This is a genomic window from Streptomyces sp. NPDC001056, from assembly GCF_053598955.1.
In genome coordinates this window covers 23,524-45,006 of sequence record NZ_JBSFLI010000038.1, presented here as the reverse complement: position 1 = coordinate 45,006, position 21,483 = coordinate 23,524, and the positions used below count along the sequence as shown (strand labels likewise).

Genomic DNA, 21,483 nt, shown 5'->3' with positions numbered 1-21,483 from the left:
CGGTGGGCCCTCGGGGCGCCGTACCATCGTCCTTATGGCTACGGAAGACGCGGTGCGCGAGGCACTGGCGACGGTGAACGACCCCGAGATCAACCGCCCCATCACCGAACTGGGGATGGTCAAATCGGTGGAGATCGGGGAGGACGGCGCGGTCGCGGTCACCGTGTACCTGACGGTCTCCGGCTGCCCCATGCGCGACACCATCACCCAGCGGGTCACCGAGGCGGTCTCGCGCGTCGAGGGCGTCACCCGCGTGGACGTCACGCTGGACGTGATGAGCGACGAGCAGCGGCGTGAGCTGGCCGAGGCCCTGCGCGGCGGCCAGGCCGAGCGCGAGGTGCCGTTCGCCAAGCCGGGCAACCTCACCCGGGTCTACGCGGTCGCCTCCGGCAAGGGCGGCGTCGGCAAGTCCTCGGTCACCGTGAACCTCGCGGCGGCGATGGCGGCCGACGGCCTCAAGGTGGGCGTCGTGGACGCCGACATCTACGGCCACTCGGTGCCCCGCATGCTGGGCGCGGAGGGCCGTCCCACCCAGGTCGAGAACATGATCATGCCGCCGTCGGCGAACGGCGTGAAGGTCATCTCCATCGGCATGTTCACCCCGGGCAACGCGCCGGTGGTCTGGCGCGGCCCCATGCTGCACCGCGCCCTCCAGCAGTTCCTGGCGGACGTGTACTGGGGCGACCTGGACGTCCTGCTCCTGGACCTGCCGCCCGGCACCGGTGACATCGCGATCTCCGTGGCCCAGCTGGTCCCGAACGCCGAGATCCTGGTCGTCACGACCCCGCAGCAGGCGGCCGCCGAGGTGGCCGAGCGCGCGGGCTCCATCGCCGTCCAGACCCACCAGAAGATCGTCGGCGTGGTCGAGAACATGTCCGGCCTGCCCTGCCCGCACTGCGGCGAGATGGTCGACGTCTTCGGCACCGGCGGCGGCCAGCTGGTCGCCGACGGCCTGACCCGTACGACGGGTACGACGGTGCCGGTCCTCGGCTCCATCCCCATCGACGTCCGCCTCCGCGAGGGCGGCGACGAGGGCAAGCCGGTCGTCCTGACCGACCCCGACTCCCCCGCGGGCAGCGCCCTGCGCTCCATCGCGGGCAAGCTGGGCGGCCGGCAGCGGGGCCTGTCGGGCATGTCCCTGGGCCTGACGCCGAAGAACAAGTTCTGAGCCGCACAGCACAGGACGGGGGGCGCCGAGAACATCCGGCGCCCCTCACTCATGCGTGGGCGGCGACGTCCTTCACCACGGCGAACCCGAGCCCGTACGCGCTCATGCCCCGCCCGTACGCACCGAGATGCACACCCGCCTCGGTGGAACCGGCCAGCACCCAGCCGAACTCCGACTCCCGGTAGTGGAACGGCGCCGCGACCCCGTCCACCGGAAGCGAGAGCGTGGACCACTCGGGCCCGCCGAGATCGTCGGCCAGTGCCCACGCCGTCTCGGTCTGCTGCTCCAGCCAGTCGTCGCGCAGGCCGTGGTCCATCTGCCCCGGCCAGGTGAAGGACAGCAGCCCCACCCCCGCGAGCCACGCCGCCGAGGACACGGACGTCGCCTCCAGCAGCCCCGAACCGTCGGCCACCCGCCGGGACGGATGCGCCGCGACGGTCACCACCACCGCGAACTTCTCCCGGGGCTCGGCTCCGGGGGCGCCCTCGTGCAGGACGGAGGGCGTGTCACCGTGGCCGATCGACCCGTGCTCCACGGCCCCGTCGGACGCCATGCCGACCTGCATCAGCCAGCGCGGCCCCGTGAACGCCTCGTCGAGCCCGTACCAGGGGAAGGGCGCCCGCAGGTAACCGTCGACCGTGCCGCGGTCGGAGGCGAGACCCTGTCCGCCCTCCGTGGCCGGCGCCGTCGCGCCCACCCGACTCGTCGTCTCCATCTGCCCGGACGCCTCCTCGCGCTCGTCGGACCGAAGCGGCGGCCCGCCCCCCTTCGGGCGTACTCGTCCGGTCCGCACAACAACTCGGCAGCATATCCACACCGCTGAGACCCACCGGGCAGGCGCTGGACCCGCGGGTCTCTCGAACGACCTGTTCAGGCCGGTCGGCACGGGCGCGCGCTATGACACGCGTCACGTGCGCGTGTCGACACGCCAGGCGTGGCGCGCGCGAGCGGGGCGGCGCGGCTCACACGGCGTCAGCAGGGCGCACGCGGCGGCGGGGCTCACGCGGCGGCGGCACGGCTCACGTGGCGTCGAAGTCGAACGGCGGCCGGTCGTCCTTCTCGGACTCCTCGGGCTTCTTGGTCATGTCGACCCGCCCGCCGGAGGACGCTTGCGCGGAGTCCGAGGAGGCGGCGGAGGACCCGGTGTCATGGCCGTTCACCGCGTCGGTGATCTCGGCCATCTCCTTCTTCAGGTCGAAGCCGTTGCGGATCTCCTGGAGCCCCAGTTCGTCATTGCCGAGCTGCTTGCGCAGGAACGTCTTGGGGTTGAGGTCCTCGAAGTCGAAGTCCTTGAACTCGGGGCCCAGTTCGCTGCGGATGTCCTGCTTCGCGCTCTCCGAGAACTCGCGGATCTTGCGGATCGTCCGGGTGACGTCCTGGATGACCTTGGGGAGCTTGTCCGGACCGAACACGAGCACCGCGATGACGATGATCGTCAGTAGCTCCATTGGCCCTATGTCATTGAACATGACGCTCCTTGCGATGTCCTCGGTCGCTCAACGGTACCCGCCGTTCTGGTCCGACCGGTACCGTCGCGAGGTGAGACTTGTGTCAGTTCTGCCCGGAGGCGCCCAGCACGAGTGAGACCTGCCGCTCGGCGCCGCCGCGTTCGACCGTCAGCCGCAGCCGGTCGCCGGGCCGATGGGCGCGGATCTTGACGATCAGCTCCTCCCCGGTGTGCACCCGCTCCCCGTCGACCTGGGTGATCAGATCGCCCGCCCTGAGACCGGCCCGCTCGCCGGGGCCGCTCTTGACCACGGCGGGGCCGCCGTCCGCGCTGCGGTCGTCGACACGGGCGCCGTCGCCGGTGTAGCCCATGTCGAGGGTGACGCCGATGACCGGGTGGGTGGCGTGGCCGTCGTTGATCAGTTCCTCGGCGACGCGCTTGGCCTGGTTGACCGGGATGGCGAAACCGAGGCCGATGGAGCCGGCCTGGCCGCCCTCGGTGTCCGAGCCGCCGTCGGCGGAGCGGATCGCGGAGTTGATGCCGATGACCCGGGCCCGGGAGTCCAGCAGCGGTCCTCCGGAGTTGCCCGGGTTGATCGGCGCGTCCGTCTGCAGCGCGTCCACGTACGACACGTCGCTGCCGTCGCCCTCCTCGCCGCCCGCGGTGATGGGCCGCTCCTTGGCGCTGATGATCCCGGCGGTGACGGTGTTGGCCAGGTCGAAGGGGGCGCCGATGGCGACGACGGGGTCGCCGACCCGGACGTCGTCGGAGTCGCCGAGGGCCAGCGGGGTGAGCCCGTGCACGCCGGCGACCTGGACGACGGCGAGGTCGTAGCCGCTGTCCCGGCCGACGACGGTGGCCTTGACGGAGTCGCCGTTGCTGAACGTCGCGGATATCTTGCCGCCGGACGCGGCGGGCGCGACGACATGGTTGTTGGTGAGGATGTGTCCGCGGTCGTCCAGCACGAAGCCGGTGCCGGTGCCCTCCTCGCCCGAGCCGGAGACGTGCAGGGTGACGACGCTGGGCAGGGCGCGGGCGGCGATCCCGGCCACGCTGTCCGGCGCGCGCCCGGCGGGTACGCCCCCGGCCTGCGGCAGGGTCACCTCGCTCCCGAGCCCCTCGCGCTCGACATAGCCGCCGGCGAGCCCGCCGATCCCGGCCGCCACCAGGGCGACGGCGAGGGTCCACACGACCATGAAGCGCCGCCGCCCGGACCGCCGCCCGCCCACCGCGGGCCCGGTCCGCTGGAGCGGTCCCGCCGCCCAGGGGTCGTAGCGCCCCCAGGGGTCGCCTGGGGGCCGTTCCGGGGGCAGGGACGCGGACGCGGACGCGGTGGGCGCGAAGGCCGGTGGTACGGCCGCGGTGGGGGCCGGCGCGGGCGCGGTGGGGCCGTGTACGGGCGCGGGCGCGGTGGGGGCCGACGCGGGTGCCGGTACGGCCGCGGTCGCCGGGGGCGCGACGACCGTCCCGTGCGCCGGGGTCGCCATGGGGTGCTGGACCGGCGGGGCGGGGGCCCAGGGGCCCGGTTCGCCGTAGGGCGGGGTGCTGTAGGGGTCCGGTTCGTGCAACGGCGTGGGCCGCTCCGGCCTGGCCAGTTCGAAGTCGCCGTCCGGCGTCGGCTCGGCCCCCGCCGCTTCCTCCGGCTCCGCCCCCGACGGAACGCGGTTCCCCTCGTTCATGCTCTCCCCACGGCTGGCCGCGGCCCCGCGCTCGGGCGGCGGCCGCGGAACGAACATCGGCTACGTGCCCGGATTCAACCAGGTCGCGGGCCATGGCGCAGGATCGGTCGAACACCCGGGCCGGGGCTTCCTGGTCAGGGCTCCCGAGTCAGTGCTCCCGGTGCGGTACGGCCGGAGCCGGCAGCCGTGACGCCGCCGAGGGCGAGTACGCCGAGGAGCGGACGACGTTGTGCGGGGCGGGCGCGGGGCCGGTGTCGGAGAGCAGGCCCGGGACCATGGGCGCCTTGGACCACTTGTCCAGCGGCAGGTCCGTGGCCTTGTCCAGCGGGCCTATCAGCGGGGTCACCGCGTTGGCGCCCGCCGTCAGCGGCCCGGTCGCCCGGCCCGCGGTGGCCAGGTCCGGCCCGGCCGTGGGGTCCGGCGTGCCCGGCACCAGGGGCGCTGTCACGGTGGTCGGCCGCGGGGTCGCACCCCCGCCGCCCCGGGCGAGCAGCGGCCCCTGACGGCGGCGCTGGGCCTCGGACGCCGACGCGCCCGAAGTCCCGCCCGTGCCCTGGGTTCCCGTGGTGCGGGCCGGGATCACCTTGCTGCCGGGGCCGCGGACGTCCGCGGCCGGGTAGCCCGGGATGGCGGTGGTGACGCCGCCGAGGGCGACCGCGGCCAGCGACACCGCGCCGGCGGCGGCGAAGGCGAAGCGCAGCCCGCGCGAGGCGGGGCGGCCGTCGTCCGGACGGCCGACCGGGTGGATGCGGAAGCCGCCGTCCAGGAGCGGGCCGCCCCCCTCGTGGAAACGGGTCCGCTCGCGGCCCGGTCCGTGGGGGCGCGCCGGGACATAGCCGAAGGAGAAGCCGCTACGCGGTCCGAACACGCCGTGGTCGCCGGGGGCCCGGTCCTCGCTGCCGCCGCCGGGCAGTCCGCCGGGCGGGGTGCCGCCGTCCGTGTCGCCGCCGGGAAGGCCCTGGAGGCGGGCCAGCAGGCTCGCGGAGGGCGGGGGCGGGGCCGCGGTCGCGAACACGCTCTTCAGCGCGCGCTGGGCGTCCGCCTCCGCCTTGCAGCGGGCGCAGGTGGCCAGGTGGGCGAGGACGCGTTCGCGCGTGTCATGACCGAGCTCTCCGTCCACCAGGGCGGAGAGCCGGTCTCCCAGATGCTGCTCGGCGAGGTGTGCCACCTCGGGTTTCTGCCGTGATCCGCTCACGCCGTCGCGCCCCCTCCCCCCAGTGCGGGGACCCGGGCCATGAACGAGCGCCGCTCGGCCGCGCGGGCCTCCGGGGAGCGGTGCGCGAGGGCCTTGCGGAGCTGGGAGCGGCCGCGGTGGATGCGCGAGCGGACGGTGCCGAGCTTCACGCCGAGGGTCGCGGCGATCTCCTCGTACGACAGCCCCTCGATGTCGCACAGGACGACGGCGGCGCGGAACTCGGGCGCGAGGGTGTCCAGGGCCTGCTGGACGTCGGCGTCGAAGTGCGCGTCGTTGAAGAGCTGCTGCGGGGTGGGTTCGCGGCTGGCCAGGCGCTCGGCCGCGTCCTCGCCGAGGGCGTCGAAGCGGATGCGCTGCTTGCGCCGGACCATGTCCAGGAACAGGTTCGTGGTGATGCGGTGCAGCCAGCCCTCGAAGGTGCCCGGCGAGTACGTCGACAGGGAGCGGAAGACGCGGACGAAGACCTCCTGGGTGAGGTCCTCGGCGTCGTGCTGATTGCCGGTGAGGCGGTAGGCGAGGCGGTAGACGCGGGCGCTGTGGGTGCTGACGATCTCGTCCCAGGTGGGCGGAGTCCACGCCTGCCCGTCCGCGTCACTGGTGAAGGTCGCGGTCTGGGCGTCGCCCCCGGCGATGCCGGTGGCGTGGCTGTCAGCAGCGGTGTCGGTCACGGATTTCGGCCTGCCCGCCGACCCGAGGAAGCGCCGCAGCACTCCGCCCCGATCCCCGGGCGCAGCCGCACCTCCCCTGTCGGCTCTGGTGGTGTCCAGTGGAGCCCCTACCATAGCCACCTCGCCCGTTAGCTCCGGATAAGCGGTTTTACAAGAATTTGATACTCGCTGGCGCGGCTCGTGCCGCTGCGTCAGCAGTTGTGCGGTGCCCTGCTCCACCTCTCGCCCCCCCCATGCGTTCCCCACCCCTGTCTCTTCCTTGTAAACGCCCGGTCCCATCTGCGGGTTCCCGACGCCAACGGATACAGTCACGCCGAGGCATCCATGGGGACAGGAGAGGGTCATTACCGGCAACCGGCAGACGAGCTCGGCATTCGCCGACGCCTTTGCCGCCGAGGACGAAGCGCTGTTCTGGGCCCGCGACCGCGCCCGCGACGCAGGGCTGCGCTCGGTGTCGCCCGGCACGGGCTCCGCGCTGCGCCTGCTCGCCGCCTCCGTGGACGCGAAGGCGGTCGCGGAGATCGGCACGGGCTGCGGGGTGTCCGGAATCCATCTGCTGCGCGGCATGCGCCCGGACGGGGTGCTGACCACGGTCGATCCGGAGCCGGAGCACCAGCAGTTCGCCCGGCAGGCGTTCCGCGCCTGCGGCTTCGCCAGCAACCGGGCCCGCTTCATCCCCGGCCGCGCCCTGGAGGTGCTGCCCCGGCTCGCGGACGCGGGCTACGACCTCGTGTTCTGCGACGGGGACCGGCAGGAGTACCCGGAGTATCTCGCCGAGTCGCTGCGGCTGCTGCGCTCGGGCGGTCTGGTGGTCTTCGAGGGGGTCTTCGCGAGCGGCCGCACGGTCGACTCGGGGCCGCAGCCGTCGGAGGTGCTGCGGCTGCGGGAGCTGCTGCGCACGGTGCGCGAGAGCCAGGAGCTGGTCCCCTCGCTGCTGCCGGTCGGCGACGGGCTGCTGTGCGCCGTCAAGCGGTGACGGCGCCGCCGGGGCTCACCACGGCGGACGGACCGGCCCCCGGGACACGGCTGCCCCGGCACCGCGTACGATGCCGGGGCAGCCATGAGGACTGACTCGCGCGCGTGTCAGACGACGACCTTCTTGAGGGCGTCGCCGAGCGCCTCGGCCTCGTCAGGGGTCAGCTCGACGACGAGTCGACCGCCGCCTTCGAGCGGAACGCGCATGACGATGCCCCGCCCCTCCTTGGTCACCTCGAGCGGGCCATCGCCCGTCCGCGGCTTCATGGCCGCCATGCTCGTTCCCCTTCCTGAAACCAGCTCATCGTCTGCCGATGGCACCCGGGCGGGCACGCGCGGGACCGGATCGGACACGCGACACCGGCATCGAACACATTGCTTCTAAGCCATTATCCCGCATCTCAGGACCCGATGACCAACATCGGTCCGCATCGCTTGGGCAACGCGCGCGAGCAAAACCACTCAATTCGGCGATGTGGCTGCGATACTGCGCCACCGCGCGGACACCTTTCGGACGCCCCCGGCCCGGTTTTCTTTGACGCAGCTCACACCCGCGGGCGGGCCGCCGGCCGATGATCTCCGCCATGCTGTGATCGGACAGGGGCGTACCGAGTGGTACGTCACCACCGCGAACCGGAGGGGATGCGCCATGGCCGACACCGTGCTCTACGAGGTGAGCGACGGGCTCGCGACGATCACGCTGAACCGCCCCGAGGCGATGAACGCGCTGAACGTGGCGACCAAGGTCGCCCTGCGGGAGGCGGCCGAGGAGGCGGCCCGGGACACGGCCGTACGGGCGGTCCTGCTGACCGCCGCCGGGGAGCGGGCGTTCTGCGTCGGCCAGGACCTCAAGGAGCACATCGGGCTGCTGGCGCAGGACCGGGAGACCGGGTCCGGGCAGACGATGAGCACCGTCAGGGAGCACTACAACCCGATCGTGCGGGCGCTCGCGGGGGCGGCGAAGCCGGTGGTCGCGGCGGTGAACGGGGTCGCGGCGGGCGCGGGGTTCGGGTTCGCCCTCGCGGCGGACTACCGGGTCGTCGCCGACACCGCGTCCTTCAACACCTCGTTCGCCGGCGTCGCCCTGACCGGGGACTCCGGCATCTCCTGGACCCTGCCGCGGGTGGTCGGGCCCAGCCGGGCGGCCGACCTGCTGCTCTTCCCCCGCAGCATCAGCGCGCAGGACGCGCTGGAGCTGGGGATCGCCAACAGGGTCGTGCCCGCCGTGGAGGTGCGGGACGAGGCCGAGAAGGTCGCGCGGAAGCTGGCCTCGGGGCCGACGGTCGCCTATGCGGCGATCAAGGAGGCGGTGGCCTTCGGGCTGACGCATTCCCTGGAGGAGACCCTGGACAAGGAGGACGAACTCCAGACCCGCGCGGGACAGTCGGAGGACCACACGATCGCCGTACAGGCGTTCGTCAACAAGGAGAAGCCGAACTACCTGGGGCGGTGACGCGTCCCTGGCGAGCGCTCCTCGCCACGCACGTCTCCAGGTGGTCGTTCACCAGACCACACGCCTGCATCAACGCGTACGCCGTCGTCGGCCCCACGAACTTCAGGCCCCGCTTCTTCAGTTCCCTGGACAGGGCCGTCGACTGCGGCGTGATCGCCGGGACGTCGGAGAGGGTCTTCGGGGCCGGGCGGGTCTTCGGGTCGGGGGCGTGGGACCAGATCAGGTCGTCCAGGTCGCCCGCCGGCCAGTCGGCCAGGACGCGTGCGTTGGCGAGGGTGGCGTCGACCTTGGCGCGGTTGCGGATGATGCCCGGGTCGGCCAGCAGGCGCTCGCGGTCCTCGTCGGTGAAGGCGGCGACCTTCTCGATGCGGAAGCCCGCGAAGGCGGCGCGGAAGCCCGGTCTGCGGCGCAGGATGGTGATCCAGGACAGGCCCGACTGGAAGGCCTCCAGGCTGAGCCGCTCGAAGAGGGCGTCGTCGCCGTGGACCGGGCGGCCCCACTCCTCGTCGTGGTACGACACGTAGTCGTCGGTGGACAGGGCCCACGGGCAGCGCAGCGCGCCGTCCGGGCCCGCGATCGCGGCGGTCACTGCCGGCCCTCCGGGTCTTCGTTCTTGTCCAGGACGGGGCGCGCGGCTGCGGCCCGGGCCCCGGCCAGCGCGGACTCCAGGCCCGCGATACGGGCGTCGCGCTCGGCGAGTTCGGCGCCGAGGCGGCCGAGGGCGTCGTCGACGTCGGACATCCGGTAGCCGCGCGGGGCGAGCGGGAAGCGCAGGCTCTCCACGTCCTCGCGGCCCACCGGCCGGTCCTGGGGCATCGGGTCCTGGAGCCGCTCGGGCGCGGCCTCGGGCAGCGGGGCGCTCTCGCCCCCGCCCACCACGGCGAGGGTCACCGCGGCGACCACGACGGCCAGTGCGACGACCAGGAACAGGAACATCACCATCGTCTCAGGGCCCCCACGCTCGGGTGCCGGCACTGTGCCGGACGCGGAATCTGTCAGCTCCGATCGTGCCATGCGAGTCCGACAGTTAGGGTCACTGGCGGTCGCAGTACCGGACGTACGAGGAAGAGGTCACAGCGGATGCTCAGGCTGGGCAGGCGGGAATTCGGACCGCACGAACGAGTGATCATGGCGATCGTGAACCGGACCCCCGACTCCTTCTACGACCGGGGGGCGACGTTCCGCGACGAGCCGGCCCTGGCGCGCGTCGAGCAGGCGGTGGCCGAGGGCGCCGCGATCATCGACATCGGCGGGGTGAAGGCGGGCCCCGGCGAGGAGGTCTCGGCCGAGGAGGAGGCGCGGCGCACGGTCGGCTTCGTGGCGGAGGTGCGGCGCCGGTTCCCGGACGTGGTGATCAGCGTGGACACCTGGCGGGCCGAGGTGGGCGAGGCGGTCTGCGAGGCGGGCGCGGACCTGCTGAACGACGCGTGGGGCGGCGCGGACCCGGGCCTCGCCGAGGTCGCGGCGCGCCACGGGGTGGGCCTGGTGTGCACGCACGCGGGCGGCGCGGAGCCGCGCACCCGCCCGCACCGGGTGACGTACGACGACGTCATGGCCGACGTCCTGGACGTGACCGTGGGGCTCGCGGAGCGCGCGGTGGCGCTCGGGGTCCCGCGGGAGTCGGTGCTGATCGATCCCGGGCACGACTTCGGCAAGAACACGCGGCACAGCCTGGAGGCGACGCGGCGGCTGGACGAGATGGTCGCCACGGGGTGGCCGGTGCTGGTGTCGCTGTCCAACAAGGACTTCGTCGGGGAGACCCTGGACCGGCCGGTCAAGGAGCGGCTGATCGGCACGCTGGCGACGACGGCGGTGTCCTCGTGGCTCGGGGCGATGGTCTACCGCGTCCACGAGGTCGCCGAGACCCGCCAGGTGCTCGACATGGTCTCGTCCATCGCGGGCCACCGCCCCCCTGCGGTGGCCCGGCGCGGTCTGGCCTAGGGCGTGGGCCCCCGGTCTCGGGCGGCCTCCTTGGAGACCAGGGCCACCGCCTCTTCCACGTCGTCGGTGACGTGGAAGAGCAGGAGGTCCTTCTCCATGGCCTTTCCGGTGGCGACCAGGGTGTTCTTGAGCCAGTCGACCAGGCCGCCCCAGTACTCGCTGCCGAAGAGGACGATCGGGAAGCGGGTGACCTTCTGGGTCTGCACCAGGGTCAGCGCCTCGAAGAACTCGTCCAGGGTGCCGAGGCCGCCGGGCAGCACCACGAAGCCCTGCGCGTACTTCACGAACATCATCTTGCGGACGAAGAAGTAGCGGAAGTTCAGACCGATGTCGACGTAGGGGTTCAGCCCCTGCTCGAAGGGCAGCTCGATGCCGAGCCCGACCGAGACGCCGCCGGCCTCGCAGGCGCCCTTGTTGGCGGCCTCCATCGCGCCGGGGCCGCCGCCGGTGATCACCGCCCAGCCGGCCTGCACCAGGCGCCGGCCGAGCCGGACCCCGGCGTCGTACTCCGGCGAGTCCACCGGGGTGCGGGCCGAGCCGAACACGCTGATCGCGGGCGGGAGTTCGGCCAGCGTGCCGAAACCCTCGATGAACTCCGACTGGATGCGCAGCACCCGCCAGGGATCGGTGTGGACCCAGTCGGAGGGGCCGCCCGCGTCCAGCAGCCGCTGGTCGGTGGTGCTCCGCGTCACCTGGCCCCGCCGCCGGAGGACCGGCCCGAGCCGCTGCTCGTCCGGCGGCTGCTTCTTCCCTTCGGGGTTCCCGGTAGGCATGTGCGCTCCCTCCGCTTGCCGGTGGTTCGTCCTCAGCCTAGATCTACGCGGGTTACGCAGGGGGGACATACGCATGTCCGCCAGGCGTGCGCCACGCGTTCCGGGATCACGCCGTGAGCCAGCTGCGCAGCCGCTCCTCGGCCTTGAGGATCTTGGCGGTCTCCACGCGCTCGTCCCGCTTGTGGGCCAGGTGCGGGTTGCCGGGACCGTAGTTGACCGCGGGGATGCCGAGCGCGGCGAAGCGGGAGACGTCCGTCCAGCCGTACTTGGGGCGCGGGACGCCGCCGACCGCCTCGATGAAGGCCGCCGCGGCCGGGTGCGAGAGGCCGGGCAGCGCGCCGCCGCTGTGGTCGTCGATCACGAACTCGGCCACCCCGCAGTCCGCGAACACCTCGCGGACGTGCGCGATCGCCTCCTCCTCGGTGCGGTCGGGGGCGTAGCGGAAGTTGACCGTGACCACGCACTCGTCGGGGATGACGTTGCCCGCGACGCCGCCGCCGATGCGCACGGCGTTCAGGCCCTCGCGGTACTCCAGGCCGTCGATCACCGGGTAGCGGGGCTCGTAGGCCGCCAGGCGGGCGAGGATCGGCGCGGCCGCGTGGATGGCGTTGGCGCCCATCCAGGAGCGCGCCGAGTGCGCCCGCTCGCCCTCGGTCCGCAGCAGCATCCGCAGGGTGCCCTGGCAGCCGCCCTCGACCTCGCCGTCGGAGGGCTCCAGGAGCACCGCGAAGTCGCCCTCCAGCCACTCCGGGTGCGCCTGCGCGACGTGCCGCAGCCCGTTGAGGTCGGCGGCGACCTCCTCGTTGTCGTAGAACACGAAGGTCAGGTCGCGGTTGGGGGCCGGGACGGTGGCCGCGAGGCGCAGCTGGACCGCCACGCCCGACTTCATGTCGCAGGTGCCGCAGCCCCACAGCACGCCGTCCTCGTCGAGGCGCGAGGGCACGTTGTCGGCGATCGGCACGGTGTCGATGTGCCCGGCCAGCACCACCCGCTCGGCGCGGCCCAGGTTCGTGCGGGCGACCACGTTGTTGCCGTGGCGGTCCACCGTCAGGTGCGGCAGGGCGCGCAGCGCGGTCTCGATCGCGTCGGCGAGGGGCTTCTCGGCGCCGCTCTCGGAGGCGAAGTCCACGAGCCGCGCGGTGAGCGCGGCGGCGTCCAGCGTGAGGTCAAGCGAGGTGTCGGCCATGGCCCCGACCCTAGCGCGCCGCCGCGGGCCGCCCGGTTCGCGCGCGCGGCAGCGGACCACTGGTGAGGGACGGTGATCGCTCCAGTACCTTGTACGCGTGTCACAGCCCCCCACCCGTCCCAAGCGCCGCGGCCGTCTTCTCCGGTTCTGCGCGGCCCTGTTGGTCCTGTGCGGTGTCGCCGCCTACCTCGTGGTGCAGTACGTCACCGGCGGCGGCGGATCGCACGGCTGCAAGGTGGTCTCGGCCACCGGCGACGGCCCGTCGTACGAGTTCACGCCCGAGCAGGCGGCGAACGCGGCGACGATCGCGGCCGTCGGCACCGGCCGGAACATGCCCGTACGGGCGGTGACCATCGCGCTCGCCACCGCGCTCCAGGAGTCGGGGCTGCGCAACATCGAGCACGGCGACCGGGACTCGCTCGGCCTGTTCCAGCAGCGGCCCTCGCAGGGCTGGGGCACCGAGCGGCAGATCATGGACCCCACGTACGCGGCCGGGATCTTCTACGCCCATCTGGCCAGGGTGCCCGACTACACCGATCTGCCGCTCACGGTGGCCGCGCAGCGGGTGCAGCGCAGCGGCTACCCGGAGGCGTACGCCAAGCACGAGCCGGACGCCGAGCTGCTGTCGGCGGCGCTGACCGGGCAGGCGGCGGCCACGCTGACCTGCGACGGGCGCTTCGACACGACGGCCGAGGCGATCGGTCCGGACGCCGTACGGGCGGCGCTGGTACGCGACTTCGGGCGGGACGCGCTCCAGGAGACCGGCGCGGAGGTGGGCGGGGCGCCGGTGCCCTCGCCGTCGCCCTCGCCGAGCGTGACCGCGACGGCGAGCGGGCGGACCGTGTCGGTGCCGGTGCCGCTCGGCACGCGGACGGACGCGAGCGGGCGCGACGAACGGGAGCGGGGGTGGCAGCTCGCGCAGTGGGCGGTCGCCAACTCCGCGGCGCTGCACATCCAGCGCGTGACGTACGCGGGGCGGGTGTGGACCGCGGGGAGCGACGGCGGGGCGTGGCAGCCGGTGCGCTCGCAGGGGGCCGCGGGCGCGGAGCAGTCCGTGGGCGTTGTCCGTATCGTGACCGGACAGTAGTACGGCGGATCACGCCGACGGGTGGCGCAGGCGTTTCATGCGCGGCCATACGGGCGAGTGGCGGACCTCGGCCGAAATCCCTTGGGGCCCAAGGGATGGAAGGATTCTGCTGGGCGTTCCCACGGACGCCCTTTGCCCGTTTTTATCCACACCTGATAATGCGATGCGTTATCTGTTCTTTACCTGGGGCGTCCGCAACCTTCGAGGGCTTCGAGCGGTAGTCATGGCGTCCGAGCCCGGTGCCGGGTCCGGACGACAGAGATCGTTCTTCTCCCGTCGAATGGAGCATCATGTCCCTCCCCCTGACCCGCCGGATCGCCCGTGCCGCGCTGCTCGTCGCAGCGGGAGCGGCCGCCGGGGTCGGTGCGGCCGGCTCCGCCGGTGCGGCCACGAGCCTGCCGGCGGCCACTCCGAACCTGAGCGGCCTGACCGCGCTGGACGCGGCGCACGTCGGTGACACCGTCGACGGTGCCGCGGAGCACGTCACCACGCTGGCGGGCGACGCGGGCGGCAACGCCGTGAAGACGGCCGTGCCGGCCGCGGGCAAGACGGCCGGCGGCGCCGTGAAGAAGGCGGCCCCGGCGGCGCAGCAGGCCGCCGGGGGTGCGGCCGCGGCCGCGGGCAGCGCCCTCGGGGACGCGGCGGCCGGCACGACGAAGGGCGGCCTGCCGACCTCCAGCCTGCCGATGCAGGGCCTGCCGCTCACCTGAGCCGGATCGGCCGTGTGAGCGGGGTCCGGGGGTCGCCCCCTGGGCCCCGTTCGGCGTTCTAGCGCAGGCGCGAGACGGCCGCCTGGACGCGTTCGTCGGTCGCCGTCAGGGCCACGCGGACGAAGTGCTCGCCCGCCGTGCCGTAGAAGTCGCCGGGCGCGACCAGGATGCCCAGGTCGGCGAGGTGGGCGACGGTGGTCCAGCAGGGTTCGTCGCGGGTGGCCCAGAGGTAGAGGCTGGCCTCGCTGTGCTCGATCCGGAAGCCGTGGGACAGCAGGGCCGAGCGCAGCACCTCGCGGCGGGCGGCGTAGCGGGCGCGCTGTTCGTGGACGTGGGTGTCGTCGCCGAGCGCGGCCACCACGGCGGCCTGGGTCGGGGCGGAGGTCATCATGCCGCCGTGCTTGCGGATCTCCAGCAGCGGGCCCAGGACGGCCGGGTCGCCCGCGATGAAGGCGGCGCGGTAGCCGGCCAGGTTGGAGCGCTTGGAGAGGGAGTGGACGGCCACGAGACCCTCGTACGAGCCGCCGTTGACGTCAGGGTGCAGCACCGAGACCGGGTCGGCCTCCCAGCCCAGCTCCAGGTAGCACTCGTCGGAGACGACCAGGACGCCGTGGGCGCGGGCCCAGGCGACGATGTCGGTCAGCTCCCGCGGGGAGAGGACCCTGCCCGTCGGGTTGGACGGGGAGTTCAGCCAGAGCAGCTTCAGACCGGCCGGGTCGAGGTCGCGGGGATCGTCGTACGTCTCGTACTCGGCGCGGGCGAGCCGGGCGCCCACCTCGTACGTCGGGTACGCCAGGCGCGGGTAGGCGACCTTGTCGCCGGGGCCGAGGCCCAGCTGGGTCGGCAGCCAGGCCACCAGCTCCTTGGAGCCGACGACCGGCAGGACGTGCCGGTGGGTCACCTCGCGCGCGCCCAGGCGCCGCTCCAGCCAGCCGCAGATCGCGTCCCGCAGCGCGGGCGTGCCCCAGACCGTCGGATAGCCCGGCGAGTCGGCCGCGTCGACCAGGGCCTTCTGGACCAGCTCGGGGACCGGGTCGACCGGGGTGCCGACGGAGAGGTCGACGATGCCGTCCGGATGGGCCGCGGCCGTCTTCTTGTACGGCTCCAGCTTGTCCCAGGGGAAGGTGGGAAGCCGGTCGGAGACTGCGGACACGATCAGTGGCTCACTTTCGTCTGGTGCGGCAAACGCCTCGGTCCCGTGCGGCGGTGATCAGGCGATCGGGGCCGTACGGGACCGAGGCGGCGCGGTGCCGGCCGCTTGGCGCTAAACGGTCACTCGCCCTGCGGCGGCAGCGCGGCGACGAAGGGGTGGTCGCGCTCGATCAGCCCCAGCTTGCTGGCGCCGCCGGGCGAGCCCAGCTCGTCGAAGAACTCGACGTTCGCCTTGTAGTAGTCCTTCCACTCCTCCGGGACGTCGTCCTCGTAGAAGATCGCCTCGACCGGGCAGACCGGCTCACAGGCACCACAGTCGACGCATTCGTCCGGGTGGATGTACAAGGACCGCTGGCCCTCGTAGATGCAGTCGACCGGGCACTCCTCGATGCACGCCTTGTCCTTGACGTCGACACAAGGCTGCGCGATGACGTAGGTCACGCTGTCGTTCCTCCTCGATAGGGCGCTGGCGGGCCTCCTCAGGCTCCGCCGCCTGGCGCGCGGGAGCGCGGCGTCGTCGATGCCCGCCCCTAGTATCTCCGTTCCGGAGCATGATCCGAACAGGAGGGGTGAACTGACCAGTGGAAATCTCGGCAAGGGGACGCCTGGAAGTCCGAATCACCCCCGCTGACGTGGGGAAACGCGTCTCCGTACGACGGTTGGGCGAACCCGGTGCGGCGCGGGAGAAGTTCACCGACACGGTGGGCGTTCTCACATTTTGGGATCATGGCGTGCTCATGATCACACAACGAGACGGCACAGGTGTCCGGTTTCCGGAAACCTCGCTCGTGGCGGGCAAGGTCGTACCGGCCGCCCCGGCGCGCCGCCGGGGTCCCGCGGCGGGCTACGAGGAGCTGTCGCGGGTCGCCTCGCGCGGGTGGCGTCCGGTGGAGAGCGAGTTGCTCGGCGAGTGGGAGCTGAGGGCCGCCGGAGGGTACACACGGCGGGCCAACAGCGTGCTGGCGCTGGGCGATCCCGGGTGCCCGCTCGACGCGGCCCTGGCGGCCGTACGACGCTGGTACGGCGAGCGCGGGCTGCCCGCGTACGTCCAGGCCTCGACCGGCGCCGAGGGCACGCAGGAGCTGCTGTGCGCGGAGCTGGAGCGGCGCGGCTGGGTGCGGGAGGTGACCGCCGAGGTGTGGACGGGCGCCCTGGCCCCGCTCGCGGACCGGGCCGAGGGCGCGGATGTGGTCCTCGCCCGCGAGGCGGACGAGGCATGGCTCACGCGGTACCAGCGCAAGGGGGTGAGCGAGGTGGCCCTGCGGGTGCTCGCCGGCGGGCCCTCGGTGTGGTTCGCCTCCGTACCCGGCGCGGCGGGCACGGCCCCGGCGGCGATCGGGCGGTGTGTCGTGGACGGGCGGTGGGCCGGCTTCGCCGCCGTCGAGGTGGCCCCCGAGCGCCGGCGGCAGGGCCTCGCCACCGAGGTGATGGCCGCCCTCGCCCGGCGCGCCCTGGCCGAGGGCGCCTCGGCCGCCTGGCTCCAGGTGGAGACCGGCAACGAACCCGCGCAGGCCATGTACGCCGGGCTGGGCTTCGCCCGGCACCACGCGTACCACTACTTCCGTGAGCCGGAGGAACGATCCGCCCACGACCAGTCGTAAGAACCCCTACGGAAGGGCAGGAGCCTGCCATGCAGCATCCATACCTGCCGCCCCCGTACCCGCCCCCGCCCGAGCGGTCCGCCGAGGTGCGGGCGCGGTTCGCCGAGGAGGCGCGGTCCGAGCGGCCGGACCTGGCGGCGCTGTGCCTGCTGATCGCCGCGGAGGCGGACGGCGCGCTGGACGAGGCCGGGATCGACACCGCGCAGGCGGAGCTGGACCGGCTCGCGGGCGAGCTGCCGTACCGGCCCGGCGGGCCGCGCGCCTGGGCGGAGGCGGTGCGGCGGCTGCTCGGCGGGCGCTACGGGTTCCACGGCACCCCCGGCGACTACCAGCGTCTGGAGTCCTCGCTGCTGCACGAGGTGCTGCGGCGCCGGCGCGGGCTGCCGATCCTGCTGTCGGTGGTGTGGCTGGAGGTCGCCCGGCGGGCCGGGGCTCCGGTGTACGGGGTCGCGCTGCCGGGGCACTTCGTGGTCGGGTTCGGGGCCACCGGGGAGCAGGTGCTGGCCGATCCGTTCGAGGGCGGGCGGGTGCTGACCGGGCCGGACGCCGAGCTGCTCGTGGTCGGCGCGACCGGCGCGCCGCTGGACCCCGGGATGCTGGAGCCCGCGCCGCCGCTGGAGGTCGTGCAGCGCATCCTGAACAACATCCGGGCATGGGCCGCGGCCCGCCCCGAACGCTCGGACGTGGCGCTGCGCGCGGTGGAACTCGCGCTGCTGATCCCCGCGCACCCGGCCCGGCTGCGTTACGAGCGCGGGCAACTACTGGTGCAACGCGGGCAGTTCACGGCGGGAGCGGACGAACTGGACGCGTACGCCGAGCTGATCGAGGTCGTCGACGAACCTGCCGCCGAACGGGTACGGCAACAGGCCCGCACGGCCCGCGCCAAGCTCAACTGACCCCCCGTACCGAGAAGTCCTAGAGCCAGCCCTTCTCCCGCGCGGTGCGCACCGCCTCCGCCCGGTTGCGGACGGCGAGTTTCTGGATGGCCGTGGAGAGGTAGTTGCGGACCGTGCCCTGGGACAGGTGCAGGACCTTGGCCAGTTCGGCGTTGGTGGAGCCGTCGGCCGCGGCGCGCAGCACCTCGCGCTCGCGCTCGGTGAGCGGGTTGGCACCCTCGGCGAGCGCGGCGGCGGCCAGCGTGGGGTCGATGACCCGCTCCCCGGCGAGCACCTTGCGCACGGCGGCGGCGAGCTGGGCCGCGGGCGCGTCCTTGACGAGGAAGGCGTCGGCGCCGGCCTCCATGGCGCTGCGCAGATAGCCGGGCCGCCCGAAGGTGGTGAGGACGACCAACTTGACCCCGGGGAAGTCCCGGTGGACCCGTGCCGCGGCCTCGATGCCGGTGCAGCCCGGCATCTCGATGTCCAGCAGCGCCACGTCCACGTCGTGCGCCCCGACCGCCCCGAGCACCTCGTCCCCGCGCGCGACCTGCGCGACGACCTCGATGTCGTCCTCCAGGCCGAGCAGCGCGGCCAGCGCCTCGCGGACCATGGACTGGTCCTCGGCCAGCAGGACCCTGATCGTGCGCGTCATGCCCCGGATCCTACGTCCCCGGCGGGGGCCACCGGCACGCGGGCGACCAGCCGGAATCCGTGCTTGACCCGGCCCGCCTCCAGGGTGCCGCCGGCCTTCTCCAGGCGCTCGGTCAGCCCGGTCAGACCGTTGCCGAAGCCTCCGCTGCCACCGCCCGACCCATTGTCCTCGACGGCGAGTTCGAGCATCGGCCCGTCCAGCGTCTGGCGGCGCGCGAGCCGTACGGCGCACCGGTCGGCGCCGCTGTGCCGCACCACGTTGGTGACCGCCTCGCGCAGCGCCCAGGCGAGCGCGGACTCGGCCTCCCCGGGCACGTCCGCGAGGTCGGGCTCGGCCGGCATCTCGGCGGCCACGCCCGCGGCCGTGAGGGCCACCTGGGTGCCCGCCAGCTCGACGGCGAGCCGGGGGCGCCGGTAGCCGGTGACGGCCTCCCGGACGTCCACCAGGGCCTGCCGGCTGACCTGTTCGATGTCGGCGACCTGCTGGGCCGCCTTGTCGGGGTGCCCGGGCAGCATCCGGCCCGCCAGCTCGCTCTTCAGCGTGATCAGGGAGAGCGAGTGGCCCAGCAGGTCGTGCAGGTCGCGGGCGAGGCGCAGCCGCTCCTCGTTGGCGGCGAGCTGGGCGACGGTGGCCCGCGCCTTGCGCAACTCCACGGTGGTCCGCACCAGTTGCCCCACACCGACCATCGCGAACCCGATCAGCACGACCAGCGGCAGCAGGTCGTCGACCGCGTACGCCCCCCAGCGCAGCCCGACGAGGTACATCACGAGGCCGCAGCCCGGGATCGCCCAGCACGCCGCCCGCAGCGGCAGGGTCGCCCCGCAGGCCACCGAGAGGTAGACGAACAGTCCGCTCCATTCGAGGCCGAGGCAGTACATCAGGACGGGCGCGAGGACGGCGAGGACCGCGAGCAGCGAGGCCACGGCCCGCGGCGAGAAGGGCTGCCCCATCTGCCGGAAGACCAGCGCCAGGTACGTGGCCACGAAGGCGGTGAGGCCGATCGCGCCCGCCACGGTGCCGGCCGGGGTGTGCCGGCCGCCGGCCAGGTCGCCGACCGGGGAGCTGAGGAAGACCAGCCAGACGCCGATCCACAGCACCTTGACCAGCAGCTCGCGCCGGCCGTGCGGGCCCTGTCCGATCCGGACCTGCGTCTTTGGCCGCGCCCCGGCCGCCGTCGGGTCTTCCGTCATGGTGCTCACGCCTTCAGCGTGTCCTTCCGGTACAGCCAGGCCGCGCCGCCCGCGAAGAGGACGAAGTACACGGCGAGGACGGCGATGTCCGTCGTGTGCGGGGCCTGGCTCTGCTCGATGGCCCGGCCCAGCGCGGCGTACGCGTGGGTGGGCAGCCACTCGGCGATGTCCTGCAGGAACTGCGGGAAGGTGGTCGACGGCATCCACAGGCCGCCGAGGATCGACAGGCCGAAGTAGACGATCATCGTGATCGGGCGGACCGCGTCCCCGGAGGCGAGGTAGCCGATGGCCACGCCGAGCGCGGCGAAGACCAGGCTGCCGGCCCAGATGACCCCGGTGAGCGCGAGCCACTGCCACGCGTCCAGGCGTACGTGCTTGATCACGGCGGCGGCCAGGAAGACCACCACGATGGACGGCAGGCTCACCACGGCGGCGCCGGCGGTCTTGGCGAGGACGTAGCCGCGACCGGGCAGCGCGGTCAGCCGCAGCTGCCGCACCCAGCCGCTCTCGCGTTCCTTGGCGATGCGCTCGCTGTTGCCCATCAGCACGGCGGTCAGGGCGCCGAAGGAGGCCATGGACACCATCATGTACGTCGCCAGGGTCAGGCCGGTGCCGTCCATCCTGGTGTCGTCGGCGTTGCCCGCGATGATCAGGAAGAGGACCGCCGGGTAGAGCACCGAGAAGAACAGGAACTTCTTGTTGCGCAGGGCGCGGGTCAGTTCGAGCTTGATGAGACTGTTCATGACTGCTTGGCCTCCTCGGCCTCCGTGATCGCGACGAACGCCTGCTCCAGGCCGAGACCGGCGACCTCCAGGTTGCGGGGGTAGACGCCGAGGCCGTAGAGGGCGTGCACGGTGGCGTCGGCGTCGGCGGACTGGATGCGCACGGTCTGGCCCGACACGTCGAGGGCGGTCAGGAACGGCAGGGCGCGCAGGGCGTCCGCGTCGACGGTGCCCTCCAGGTCGAAGGAGATCCGCCGGGCACCCGCGCGCGCCTTGATCTCGGCGGCGGTGCCGTCGGCGAGCAGGCGGCCGCGGTGCAGCACCAGGACCCGGTCGGCGATGGCATCGGCCTCTTCGAGGTAGTGGGTGGCGAACAGGACCGTACGGCCCTGGTCGGCCTGCTCGCGCATGGTGGCCCAGAAGGCCTGGCGGGCGGAGACGTCCATGCCGGTGGTGGGCTCGTCCAGGATGATCAGGTCGCTGTCGCCCGCGGTGGCGAGGGCGAAGCGGACGCGCTGGGCCTGGCCGCCGGAGAGCTTGTTGACCTTGCGGTCGGCGATCTGCGCGATGCCCGCGCGGGCCATCACGTCGGACGGCTTGTACGGGCGCGGGTGCAGGGAGCAGGACAGCTTGACCAGTTCGGCGACGGTGACGTCGTCCATCAGGCCGCCGCTCTGCAGCATGGCCCCGACCCGCCCGGCCACGATCGCCTCGCGCGGGGTGGTGCCGAACACGGACACCGTGCCGGCGTCGGGCTGCTTGAGGCCGAGGAGCAGGTCGAGGGTGGTGGACTTGCCCGCGCCGTTGGGGCCGAGCAGGGCGACGGTCTCCCCGGGGTGCAGTCGCAGCGAGAGCCCGTCGACGGCCCGCACCGTCCCGTACGTCTTGGTCACCTGGTCGAACCCGACCACCCCTGCGGAGGTGGAGGTGGCCGGTACCGCTGTCGTCGTCATGGCGTCCATGGTGGCGGGGCGGGGGTGGCGCCCGGCAGTGTCGGGGGTCCTGG

Annotated in this window: 24 protein-coding genes; 8 read left to right on the top strand and 16 right to left on the bottom strand. The window is 73.3% G+C overall.

From position 1 onward, the window contains the following. Positions 1-34: 34 nt before the first annotated feature. A complete protein-coding gene (locus ACWDD7_RS31915) occupies positions 35-1,168 on the top strand; it encodes an Mrp/NBP35 family ATP-binding protein (RefSeq protein WP_351874948.1) in 1,134 nt (377 codons plus the stop codon). Positions 1,169-1,217: 49 nt separating this feature from the next. On the opposite strand, the gene ACWDD7_RS31910 is transcribed toward ACWDD7_RS31915, so the two are convergent. The 5 genes from ACWDD7_RS31910 to sigE form a co-directional block, all read right to left on the bottom strand. Continuing rightward, positions 1,218-1,883 (bottom strand): hypothetical protein, encoded by a 666-nt coding sequence (locus ACWDD7_RS31910; RefSeq protein ID WP_351874951.1) that lies wholly within the window; start codon positions 1,881-1,883, stop codon positions 1,218-1,220. A gap of 304 nt (positions 1,884-2,187) precedes the next feature. After that, positions 2,188-2,637, bottom strand: coding sequence for a sec-independent translocase (locus ACWDD7_RS31905; RefSeq protein ID WP_351874954.1), 450 nt, complete (start codon positions 2,635-2,637; stop codon positions 2,188-2,190). A gap of 82 nt (positions 2,638-2,719) precedes the next feature. Then, on the bottom strand, positions 2,720-4,351 hold the full coding sequence (locus ACWDD7_RS31900) for a S1C family serine protease (RefSeq protein WP_450459944.1): 1,632 nt from the start codon (positions 4,349-4,351) through the stop codon (positions 2,720-2,722). A gap of 91 nt (positions 4,352-4,442) precedes the next feature. Beyond that, entirely contained in the window at positions 4,443-5,489 is a 1,047-nt protein-coding gene (locus ACWDD7_RS31895; protein WP_450459943.1) for a zf-HC2 domain-containing protein, read from the bottom strand. After that, complete coding sequence (gene sigE, locus ACWDD7_RS31890; RefSeq protein ID WP_351874963.1) at positions 5,486-6,199, bottom strand: RNA polymerase sigma factor SigE; 714 nt, start codon at positions 6,197-6,199, stop codon at positions 5,486-5,488. The genes ACWDD7_RS31895 and sigE overlap by 4 nt, the downstream gene beginning before the upstream one ends. A 235-nt stretch (positions 6,200-6,434) precedes the next feature. Between sigE and ACWDD7_RS31885 the strand changes: the two genes are divergently transcribed. After that, entirely contained in the window at positions 6,435-7,133 is a 699-nt protein-coding gene (locus ACWDD7_RS31885; RefSeq protein ID WP_392217534.1) for an O-methyltransferase, read from the top strand. A 107-nt stretch (positions 7,134-7,240) separates the two neighbouring features. Here the strand turns inward: ACWDD7_RS31885 and ACWDD7_RS31880 are convergent, their stop codons facing one another. After that, positions 7,241-7,408, bottom strand: a complete 168-nt coding sequence (locus ACWDD7_RS31880) for a DUF3117 domain-containing protein (protein WP_018544333.1) — start codon at positions 7,406-7,408, stop codon at positions 7,241-7,243. A 373-nt stretch (positions 7,409-7,781) separates the two neighbouring features. On the opposite strand from ACWDD7_RS31880, the gene chcB reads away from it, so the two are divergent. Next, the gene (gene chcB, locus ACWDD7_RS31875) at positions 7,782-8,585 is read left to right on the top strand and encodes a 2-cyclohexenylcarbonyl CoA isomerase (RefSeq protein ID WP_450459942.1); all 804 of its coding nucleotides are present in this window, start codon (positions 7,782-7,784) and stop codon (positions 8,583-8,585) included. Here the strand turns inward: chcB and ACWDD7_RS31870 are convergent. Then, positions 8,551-9,174: a DNA-3-methyladenine glycosylase I gene (locus ACWDD7_RS31870; protein ID WP_392217487.1), complete on the bottom strand. Its 624-nt coding sequence runs from the start codon at positions 9,172-9,174 to the stop codon at positions 8,551-8,553. The two genes, chcB and ACWDD7_RS31870, sit on opposite strands and share 35 nt — an antisense overlap. Next, positions 9,171-9,527, bottom strand: coding sequence for a DivIVA domain-containing protein (locus ACWDD7_RS31865; protein WP_392217488.1), 357 nt, complete (start codon positions 9,525-9,527; stop codon positions 9,171-9,173). The genes ACWDD7_RS31870 and ACWDD7_RS31865 overlap by 4 nt, the downstream gene beginning before the upstream one ends. Positions 9,528-9,665: 138 nt before the next feature. Here ACWDD7_RS31865 and folP point away from each other — a divergent pair, with 138 nt between their 5' ends. After that, on the top strand, positions 9,666-10,526 hold the full coding sequence (gene folP, locus ACWDD7_RS31860) for a dihydropteroate synthase (RefSeq protein ID WP_450459941.1): 861 nt from the start codon (positions 9,666-9,668) through the stop codon (positions 10,524-10,526). Here folP and ACWDD7_RS31855 read toward each other — a convergent pair. Continuing rightward, the gene (locus ACWDD7_RS31855; protein WP_351874978.1) at positions 10,523-11,299 is read right to left on the bottom strand and encodes an LOG family protein; all 777 of its coding nucleotides are present in this window, start codon (positions 11,297-11,299) and stop codon (positions 10,523-10,525) included. The two genes, folP and ACWDD7_RS31855, sit on opposite strands and share 4 nt — an antisense overlap. Before the next feature lie 106 nt (positions 11,300-11,405). Continuing rightward, positions 11,406-12,485, bottom strand: coding sequence for a succinyl-diaminopimelate desuccinylase (gene dapE, locus ACWDD7_RS31850; RefSeq protein ID WP_351874981.1), 1,080 nt, complete (start codon positions 12,483-12,485; stop codon positions 11,406-11,408). A 97-nt stretch (positions 12,486-12,582) separates the two neighbouring features. On the opposite strand from dapE, the gene ACWDD7_RS31845 reads away from it, so the two are divergent. After that, the gene (locus tag ACWDD7_RS31845; RefSeq protein ID WP_351874984.1) at positions 12,583-13,572 is read left to right on the top strand and encodes a heavy metal transporter; all 990 of its coding nucleotides are present in this window, start codon (positions 12,583-12,585) and stop codon (positions 13,570-13,572) included. 290 nt (positions 13,573-13,862) lie between these two features. Then, positions 13,863-14,282: an ATP-binding protein gene (locus tag ACWDD7_RS31840; RefSeq protein WP_351874987.1), complete on the top strand. Its 420-nt coding sequence runs from the start codon at positions 13,863-13,865 to the stop codon at positions 14,280-14,282. 58 nt (positions 14,283-14,340) lie between these two features. Here ACWDD7_RS31840 and ACWDD7_RS31835 read toward each other — a convergent pair whose 3' ends face one another. After that, a complete protein-coding gene (locus ACWDD7_RS31835; protein ID WP_351874990.1) occupies positions 14,341-15,435 on the bottom strand; it encodes a bifunctional succinyldiaminopimelate transaminase/glutamate-prephenate aminotransferase in 1,095 nt (364 codons plus the stop codon). Positions 15,436-15,554: 119 nt separating this feature from the next. Beyond that, positions 15,555-15,875 (bottom strand): ferredoxin, encoded by a 321-nt coding sequence (fdxA, locus tag ACWDD7_RS31830; protein WP_014674796.1) that lies wholly within the window; start codon positions 15,873-15,875, stop codon positions 15,555-15,557. Positions 15,876-16,015: 140 nt separating this feature from the next. On the opposite strand from fdxA, the gene ACWDD7_RS31825 reads away from it, so the two are divergent. Beyond that, on the top strand, positions 16,016-17,035 hold the full coding sequence (locus tag ACWDD7_RS31825) for a GNAT family N-acetyltransferase (RefSeq protein WP_351874993.1): 1,020 nt from the start codon (positions 16,016-16,018) through the stop codon (positions 17,033-17,035). Positions 17,036-17,064: 29 nt separating this feature from the next. Then, on the top strand, positions 17,065-17,931 hold the full coding sequence (locus ACWDD7_RS31820; protein WP_450459940.1) for a SirB1 family protein: 867 nt from the start codon (positions 17,065-17,067) through the stop codon (positions 17,929-17,931). A gap of 19 nt (positions 17,932-17,950) precedes the next feature. Here ACWDD7_RS31820 and ACWDD7_RS31815 read toward each other — a convergent pair whose 3' ends face one another. Genes ACWDD7_RS31815 through ACWDD7_RS31800 form a run of 4 tightly spaced genes read right to left on the bottom strand, consistent with a single transcriptional unit; the run spans position 17,951 to position 21,430 of the window. Beyond that, a complete protein-coding gene (locus ACWDD7_RS31815; RefSeq protein ID WP_351874999.1) occupies positions 17,951-18,565 on the bottom strand; it encodes a response regulator transcription factor in 615 nt (204 codons plus the stop codon). Continuing rightward, positions 18,562-19,755, bottom strand: a complete 1,194-nt coding sequence (locus tag ACWDD7_RS31810; RefSeq protein ID WP_450459961.1) for a sensor histidine kinase — start codon at positions 19,753-19,755, stop codon at positions 18,562-18,564. The genes ACWDD7_RS31815 and ACWDD7_RS31810 overlap by 4 nt, the downstream gene beginning before the upstream one ends. A gap of 5 nt (positions 19,756-19,760) precedes the next feature. Then, positions 19,761-20,498: an ABC transporter permease gene (locus tag ACWDD7_RS31805; RefSeq protein ID WP_351875001.1), complete on the bottom strand. Its 738-nt coding sequence runs from the start codon at positions 20,496-20,498 to the stop codon at positions 19,761-19,763. Beyond that, entirely contained in the window at positions 20,495-21,430 is a 936-nt protein-coding gene (locus ACWDD7_RS31800; RefSeq protein WP_351875004.1) for an ABC transporter ATP-binding protein, read from the bottom strand. The genes ACWDD7_RS31805 and ACWDD7_RS31800 overlap by 4 nt, the downstream gene beginning before the upstream one ends. Positions 21,431-21,483 lie beyond the last annotated feature (53 nt).